The sequence below is a fragment of the Amycolatopsis sp. AA4 genome, from assembly GCF_002796545.1.
Lineage (GTDB): Bacteria > Actinomycetota > Actinomycetes > Mycobacteriales > Pseudonocardiaceae > Amycolatopsis.
The window spans coordinates 8792814-8800179 of sequence record NZ_CP024894.1 but is presented as its reverse complement, the minus strand read 5'-3'; the positions used below and the strand labels follow the sequence as shown (position 1 = coordinate 8800179).

At 69.3% G+C, this 7366-nt stretch carries 8 protein-coding genes; 4 read left to right on the top strand and 4 right to left on the bottom strand.

Annotation, left to right across the window (positions count from 1 at the left end):
* Positions 1 to 47: 47 nt before the first annotated feature.
* A complete protein-coding gene (locus CU254_RS40860) occupies positions 48 to 680 on the bottom strand; it encodes an NAD(P)-dependent oxidoreductase (RefSeq protein WP_100267004.1) in 633 nt (210 codons plus the stop codon).
* Positions 681 to 768: 88 nt separating this feature from the next.
* Here CU254_RS40860 and CU254_RS40855 point away from each other — a divergent pair, with 88 nt between their 5' ends.
* Positions 769 to 1332: a TetR/AcrR family transcriptional regulator gene (locus CU254_RS40855; protein WP_009086038.1), complete on the top strand. Its 564-nt coding sequence runs from the start codon at positions 769 to 771 to the stop codon at positions 1330 to 1332.
* Here CU254_RS40855 and CU254_RS40850 read toward each other — a convergent pair.
* A complete protein-coding gene (locus CU254_RS40850; RefSeq protein WP_009086036.1) occupies positions 1329 to 1814 on the bottom strand; it encodes a GbsR/MarR family transcriptional regulator in 486 nt (161 codons plus the stop codon). The two genes, CU254_RS40855 and CU254_RS40850, sit on opposite strands and share 4 nt — an antisense overlap.
* Positions 1815 to 1908: 94 nt before the next feature.
* Here CU254_RS40850 and CU254_RS40845 point away from each other — a divergent pair, with 94 nt between their 5' ends.
* Together CU254_RS40845 and CU254_RS40840 are read left to right on the top strand one after the other, a co-directional pair.
* Entirely contained in the window at positions 1909 to 2808 is a 900-nt protein-coding gene (locus CU254_RS40845; protein WP_009086035.1) for an ABC transporter ATP-binding protein, read from the top strand.
* Positions 2805 to 4400, top strand: a complete 1596-nt coding sequence (locus CU254_RS40840; RefSeq protein ID WP_009086033.1) for an ABC transporter permease — start codon at positions 2805 to 2807, stop codon at positions 4398 to 4400. Before CU254_RS40845 ends, CU254_RS40840 begins: the two co-directional genes overlap by 4 nt.
* 2 nt (positions 4401 to 4402) lie before the next feature.
* Here the strand turns inward: CU254_RS40840 and CU254_RS40835 are convergent, their stop codons facing one another.
* Positions 4403 to 4744: a hypothetical protein gene (locus CU254_RS40835; RefSeq protein WP_009086031.1), complete on the bottom strand. Its 342-nt coding sequence runs from the start codon at positions 4742 to 4744 to the stop codon at positions 4403 to 4405.
* 118 nt (positions 4745 to 4862) lie between these two features.
* Between CU254_RS40835 and CU254_RS40830 the strand changes: the two genes are divergently transcribed.
* Positions 4863 to 6104: an MFS transporter gene (locus CU254_RS40830; RefSeq protein ID WP_009086030.1), complete on the top strand. Its 1242-nt coding sequence runs from the start codon at positions 4863 to 4865 to the stop codon at positions 6102 to 6104.
* Here CU254_RS40830 and CU254_RS40825 read toward each other — a convergent pair.
* Positions 6075 to 7250, bottom strand: coding sequence for an MFS transporter (locus CU254_RS40825; protein WP_009086028.1), 1176 nt, complete (start codon positions 7248 to 7250; stop codon positions 6075 to 6077). The two genes, CU254_RS40830 and CU254_RS40825, sit on opposite strands and share 30 nt — an antisense overlap.
* Positions 7251 to 7366: the final 116 nt, after the last annotated feature.

Sequence of the window (7366 nt, the reverse complement as noted above, 5' to 3'; positions counted from 1 at the left end):
GGGCAGCACCCGCGGACAATCCCGACCACAGACGTCAGCAGACCGCCTCAGCCCTGCGAGACCGACACCGTCTTCCCCGCCAAAGACTCGTCCTCGGCCGCGTCCAGCAGGAACCGCGCCACGTTCGCCCTCGGGATCTGGAAGCTGCCCCGCACGTCCCGCCCCACCTCGCTGCGCACCCGCTCCCGCGCGGGCTTGTCGGTGAGCCGCGTCGGCCGCACGATCGTCCACCGCACGTCCGGAGCCTCGTGCAGAATCGCCTCCATCCGCCGCAGGTCGGCGTATCCGTTGCGCAGCACCGCACCCAGCAACGGCTTCAGCACCAGCCGTGAGAACACGCTGTCTTCCGGCGCGGGCAGACCGGACGCGCTCACCACCACAAACCGCGTCGAGGAACCGCGCAGCGCAGCCACCACTGAACGAGTGCCGTCGGAGTTGACCGTCGTCGGCTTGAGATCCGTGGGACCCAGAGCCAGGACGACAGCGTCACGGCCGGTCACCGCGTCGGCGAGGCCGGGGTCGGTCAGCGAGTGAACCGCGACGTCCAATCGGGGGTGCGCGGGCACGGTCAGCCGCGCAGGGTCGCGGACCACGGCGGTCACGTGCCATCCGCGCGCCAGCGCTTCCCGCACCGCCAGGCCGCCGATCCGGCCGCTCGCGCCCAGGACGGTGATCTTCATGAGAGCCCTCCAAGCGGGGGTGAGTGTTCACTTACCAGCTAGGGTAAGTGAACACTCACCACGCTGAGAAGACCCTCAGGGAGCACGCATGGGAAGCCGCGAGGAGATCGTCGCCGCAGCCGCGACGGTCATGCGCGAGCAGGGCTACGCGCACGCCACGACCAAGGCGATCGCGCAGGCCGCGGGCTACTCGGAAGCCTTGCTGTACAAGCATTTCCGCGACAAGACCGCGCTCTTCCTGGCGGTGCTGAAAGAGGAGCTGCCCGACCTGGCCGCCACGGCGGCGCGGCTCGCCGAGCATCCGGAAAAGGCGGAACTCGGCGACAATCTCGCCGAGCTGACCGCCACCGCGCTGGCCTTCTACTGCGCGAGTTTTCCGATCTCCGTCTCGATCTTCTCCTCGCGCGACCTGCTCCGCACCCACCGGGACACCCTCGAAAACGGCCCCGACCTGCCGATCCAGCACGTCGCCGGCTACCTTGCCGCCGAGGTCAAGCTGGGCAGGCTGCGCGCCGATCTCGACGTCGAAGCCGCGGCCCGGCTGCTGCTCGGCGCGAGTTTCCAGGAGGCGTTCCTCGCGTCCTTCGAGGAACGCCCGCCGCGACCGGATCTCGCCCCGCGGCTCGCCGCGGCAATCGCGCGAATCGGCTAGTCGCGGTTCTTCCGCAATTCGTGCCACCGGTCGTACAGGTTGTTGACCTCGACCAGCATGAACGCCAGGAAGTCCCGCATCTCGGCCAGCCGCTTCCCGGCGGGAGTGTCCTCGCCGAGCGCGTCGATGCCCTCGGTGGCCGCGTCGCGCCACATGATCAGGAAACGGTCGCGCTTGAGGAAAGTCGCGTACCAGAGGTCGTCGTAGAGCTGGTAGTGGTCGCGACGCTCGCCGGGCTCGCGCACCTTCCGCACCAGGCCGATCTGGTCGAGATACCGCACGGCACCGGAGATCGCGGCCGGGCTCACCGACAGCTGCTCCGCCAGTTCCGCGGCCGTCAGCTGCCCCGAGTCGGTCGTCATCAGCGCCGCGAACACCCGCGCTGACATGCGCTGCATGCCGATCTGAGCCATCACCAGGCCCAGGCTTTCGACGTATCGGCGGACGGCGTCCTCGTCCCTCTTCGTCTCAGGCGTCGTCATCCGTCCATCCTCTCCCACGCGCGTCCAGAAGATCACTCGGTCCATACGTTTTCTTAACTTCACAACTTCATGAAAAGAGTGTAGCTTCCGAATCATGGGAAACGCCATCGCGATCTCCGGCCTGCGCAAGGCATTCGGCCGGGTGAAGGCCCTCGACGGCCTTGATCTTCAGGTTCCCGCGGGGGAAGTACACGGATTCCTCGGCCCGAACGGCGCCGGGAAGTCCACCACGATCCGCGTCCTGCTCGGACTGCTGCGCGCCGACGCCGGCGAGGTCCGGCTGCTCGGCGGCGACCCGTGGCGCGACGCGGCGAGCCTGCACCACCGGCTCGCCTACGTGCCCGGTGACGTCAACCTCTGGCCCAATCTGTCCGGCGGCGAGGTCATCGACCTGCTCGGCAGGCTGCGCGGCGGGCTCGACCAGAAGCGCCGCGAGGAACTCGTCGAGCGCTTCGACCTCGACCCGCGCAAAAAGGGCCGCACGTACTCGAAGGGCAACCGGCAGAAGGTCGCCATCGTCGCCGCACTCGCGTCCACTGTGGACCTGCTGCTGCTCGACGAGCCGACCTCCGGCCTCGACCCGTTGATGGAGGCCACTTTCCAGGAGGTCATCCAGGAGGAACGCGCGCAGGGCCGCACCGTGCTGCTGTCCAGCCACATCCTCGCCGAGGTGGAAGCCCTATGCGACAAGGTGAGCATCATCCGCAACGGCCGCACGGTCGAGTCCGGCACACTCGCCGAACTGCGCCACCTCACCCGCACGTCGATCACCGCGGAGCTGGCCGGACCGCCGAACGGTCTCGCCCGGCTCGCCGACGTGCACGACCTCAAAATGGACGGCAACCGCGTCCGCTTCGACGTGGAAACCCGTTCGCTCGAGGACGCGCTGCGCCAGCTGACCCAGATCGGCGTGCGCAGCCTGGAGAGCAGGCCGCCGACGCTCGAGGAACTCTTCCTGCGCCACTACGCGGACGAACTCGAGGCCGGGAAATGACCGGCGCGCTCACCGGCACCGGGCCGCTGATCCGGCTGGCCCTTCGCCGCGACCGGGTCATCCTGCCGATCTGGATCGTCCTGCTCAGCCTCATCCCGGTCGCCACGATCAGCAGCTACGACCAGTTCTATCCGACCGCCGCGAGCCGGGCCGGGCTCATCGCGTCGGCCGCCGCGAACCCGTCGTTCGCGCTGCTCTACGGCCCGGCGTTCAACCTCGGCACGGCGGGCGGGTTCATCGCCTGGCGGATGGGCGGGTTCCTGGCGCTGCTGACCGGCCTGATGGCGGTCTTCACGCTCACCCGGCACACCCGCGCGGAGGAGGACACCGGCCGCGCCGAGCTGCTGGCGTCCACTGTGGTCGGTCGATACGCGCCGCTCACCGCCGCGCTCGCGGTGACCGGCGGGGCGAGCGTGCTGATCGGCGTGCTGCAAGCGGTGACGCTCGCGGCGAAGGTTCCCGCGGCAGGCTCCGTCGCGCTCGGCGCGAGCACTGCGCTCGCCGGGCTGGTTTTCACCGGTGTCGCCGCGGTCGCCGTACAACTCGGCGAGTACTCGCGCACCGCGAACGGCATCGGCACGGCCGTGCTCGGCGTCGCGTTTCTGTTGCGTGGCGCGGGTGATTCGACCACCGACGCGCATTGGCTGTCGTGGCTGTCGCCGCTCGGCTGGTCACAGCAAATCCGGCCGTTCGCCGAAGAACGTTGGTGGGTATTGATTTTGCCCCTCGCGCTCACGCTCGTACTGGTTGCCGTGGCTTATGCGCTGCTACCGCGCCGCGACGTCGGCGTCGGCCTGCTTCCGCCGCGACTCGGCCCGAGTGAGGCCGCGCCGTCGCTGCGGTCGCCGTTCTCGCTGGCCTGGCGGCTGCAGCGGGGTCCGTTGCTCGGCTGGCTGGTCGGGCTCGCGGTCGGCGGCGCGTTGTTCGGGACGATCGCGCAAGGCATTTCCGGCCTGGTCGGCGGTACCGAGCAAAGCAGGCAGATCTTCGAGCGGCTCGGCGGTTCGCACGGTCTGGTCGACGCGTTCCTCGCCACGATGGTGAGCCTGTTCGCGATGCTCGTTTCGCTCTACGGCGTCCAGGCGACCCTGCGGATGCGCACCGAGGAGACCTCGCTCCGGCTCGAACCGCTGCTGGCCACGCGGGTCGGACGGCTGCGCTGGGCCGCGAGCCACCTGGTGTTCGCGTTCCTCGGCAGCGCGTTGCTCGTGCTCGTCGGGGGCGTGCTGCTCGGGCTGTCGAACGGATTGCGCGGCGGGGACGTCGGCCGGTCGGTCGGGAACATGGTCGCGGCCGTCGCGGTGCAGGTGCCCGCGGCGTGGGTGATCGTCGCGGTGGCCGCGCTGATCTTCGGGCTCCTGCCGAAACTGGCGACCGCTGCCTGGGGCGTGGCGGCGCTGGCGTTGCTGATCAGCATGTTCGGACCGGTCGTCAACGCGCCGCAGGTGCTGCTGGACGTCTCGCCGTTCCAGCATCCGCCGAAGGTGCCCGGCGCGGTGTTCACCGCGGTGCCGCTGGTGGTGCTGCTGGCCGTCGCGGCGGTCGTGCTGGCGGCGGGCCTGGCCGGCTGGCGGCGGCGCGACGTCGGCTGACGTCAGCGTTCGTCGCGAAAAAACCCGGTGGTCGGGCCGAGCGTGGTCGGCGGGGGCGCCGGCGGGCTCGACACCGTGGGGGTGACCGACACCGTGGCCGTGGTCGTGCGCGGCGGCGGGGCCGGGAGTGCCGGCGGGCGCTCGGTCACGGTGATCGGCGGCAGAGGGAGGCCGGTCACCGTGACCGTCACCGGCTGCACGGGCTGCGGGATGGGCGGCGACGACTCCCCGGCCGGACGCGGAGTGCGACCGGCTACCAGCAACGCGGCGATGAGCAGTCCGCCCGCCAGGCCGGCAAGCCCGGTCACGACGACATAACCCCAGGTGGGAGCGGTGTCCGACATCCGGCACCTCCTCGCCGCACGGTCACTCGGCTACGAGGGTTCGTCGCGTTGATCATAGGCGTCGTTACGCACTGTGCAACTTGATATCTACTGACTCAACTTATGTAACACTGATCCTATGAGGGGGATTCTTCGCTCGCCGGACTTCCGGCGGCTCTGGCTAGCCGACGGCCTCAGCCAGGTCGGCAACCGCATCGATTTCCTGGTGATTCCCCTGCTAGCCACCACGACGCTCGCCGCGTCCGTGGCCGAGGTTTCGCTGCTGCGGACGCTGAGCACGCTCCCGTATCTGCTGCTCGGACTGCAGGCGGGCGCGTGGTGCGACCGAATGCGCAACCGGCCGGTGCTGATCACCGCCGACCTCGCCCGCGCGGTGCTCATCGGCTCGGTGCCGCTCGCCGCGCTGTTCGGGTCGCTGACGCTGGGCCATCTGTATGTCGTCGTGTTGCTGGCCGGCGGGTTCACTGTCTTCTTCAACGTCGCGCACCAGACCTACCTGCCGAACCTCGTCGAGCGCGGCCAGTTGCCCGACGCGAACGCCCGGCTGCAGACGAACCTGTCCGTCGCCGCGCTCGCCGGACCCGGCCTTGGCGGGATGATCGTGCAGTTCGTCGGGGGCGCGGGCGCGATGGCGCTCGACGCGGCGACCTACCTGTGGTCCGCCGCGTGGCTGCGCCGGATTCGCACGCCGGATGTGCGGCCCGAACCTGCCGAGCGGAACCTCCGCCGGGAAATCGCCGAAGGGGTGCGGACGGTGCTGCGCCACCCGATCCTGCGCGCGATCACCGTCCACAGCGCCGTTTCGAGCCTGTTCCAGTCGATGTTCATGGCGGTGTCGATGGTGTTCATGGTGCGAGACCTGCATCTGACGCCGTTCACGATCGGGCTGCTCGGCACGCTTTCGCTCACCGGAGCACTGCTGGCCAGCCTGGTCGCCCGACGACTCGGTGCCCGCTTCGGTGCCGCGCGCGCCCTGTTCATCGGCGGTGCCGTGTACAGCATTTCGTTCCTGCCCAACGCTTTCGCGACGCCAGGATGGGGTCTCGCCTGGTACATCGCGGGCGGGATCGGGTCGAGCTTCGGGATCATCGTGCTCGGCGTGTTCGAGACGAGTTTCCAGCAGGCGGTCACCCCGCACGAGCTGCTGGGCCGGGTGTCGTCGGTGTCGCAGACGGTCGTTTTCGGCGTCGCCCCGCTCGGCAGTCTGCTCGGCGGCTTCATCGCCGAACTCACCACAACCCGGGTCACGCTGTACGTGTGCGGAGTCGGAGTGCTTGCGGCGTCGGCGATTCTCGTTGCTTCGCCGCTTCGCAAGCTGCGTGATCTGCCGCTAGCCGAGGGTGCGATCAAGAACGATTAGGGGAACCGCAAGCGCGGCGAGGACAGCTCCGATGAGGCTGACCGACGTGAGGGCATGGGTCAGCACGGCTGCCGCCAGGGCCGGCGTCGCGCTGATTCCCAGCTGGAATGCCGAAACCGTGGTCGCCCCAGCGAGAGTCGGGGCGTCGGCGGCGATGGCGAAAACCCGGCCGTAGATCGCGGGATTCAGCACGAAAGCGGCGACCCCGAGCAGGAACACTGCGGGAAGCACCGCCCACCAGCTGTGGACGGCGAAAACCATGCCGACCGAAAGAAGCACGATCGCGGCGGCTCCGGCGAGCAGCGCGGAGTGGGGCCGCTGATCGGAAACGCGCCCGCCGATGGACAAGCCAGCGAAAGCACCGAGCCCGAAAAGCGCGAGCACCGCGGGGATCCACCCCGTCGGGACGCCAGTGATGTCGGCCAGCATTGCCGAGAGGTAGTTGAACGTGATCATGTACGCCGCGGTCGTCAGGATCGTGATCCCGTAAATCCCCCAGAGCCGCGGTTTGCGAATGGTGGCGAGTTCCCGCGACACGCTCGGTCGTGCCGCGGAGCCGGTGTTCGCCGCCGGGATGCCGAGCGAGCAGGCGACGATTCCGGCGAGCGTCAGTGCGACCACAGCCCAGAATCCGCCGCGCCACTGGGTGAAATGGCTGAGCAAGGTACCCGCCGGTCCGCCTGCGACCATGGCGACGCTCAGACCGCTCACCACGACTCCGGAGGCGCGGGCGTTGCGCTCCGGGGTGACCAGGCTGATCGCAGTCACGGAAGCGACAGCGAAGAAACCGGCGTAGGCGACCCCCGAGACCACCCTGCTCACCAGCAGGACCGGGTAGTCGCCCAGCAGCCCGGCGGCGATGCTGACCGCGAACACTCCTTGCGTGGCCAGCAGCGCGGTGCGGCGGGGCCAGCGCAAGCTGAGCACGGCGAACGGCGGGCCCCCGAATACGACCCCGAGCGCGAACGCGGTGATGAGAAATCCGGCGGAGGACAGCGAAACCTCAAGGTCGTCCGCTGCCGCGGGCAGCACGCCCGCCAGAAGGAACTCCGCGCTGCCCATCGCGAACAGGCTGAACGCGAGCAGGTAGACGCCGATGGGCAGGCGCGCGGAACTCCGGGGTGTTTCGACGGTCTCGCTGGTCATGAACGGGCAAACCTCCGTGGTCTGGGCGCGTCAGCACCTCCGCGTCCAGCATCGGAAGACTCGACCGGAAGCGGCAAGAAACGTTGCTGTTTCCGGGACGCATTGGTTGACTGCGC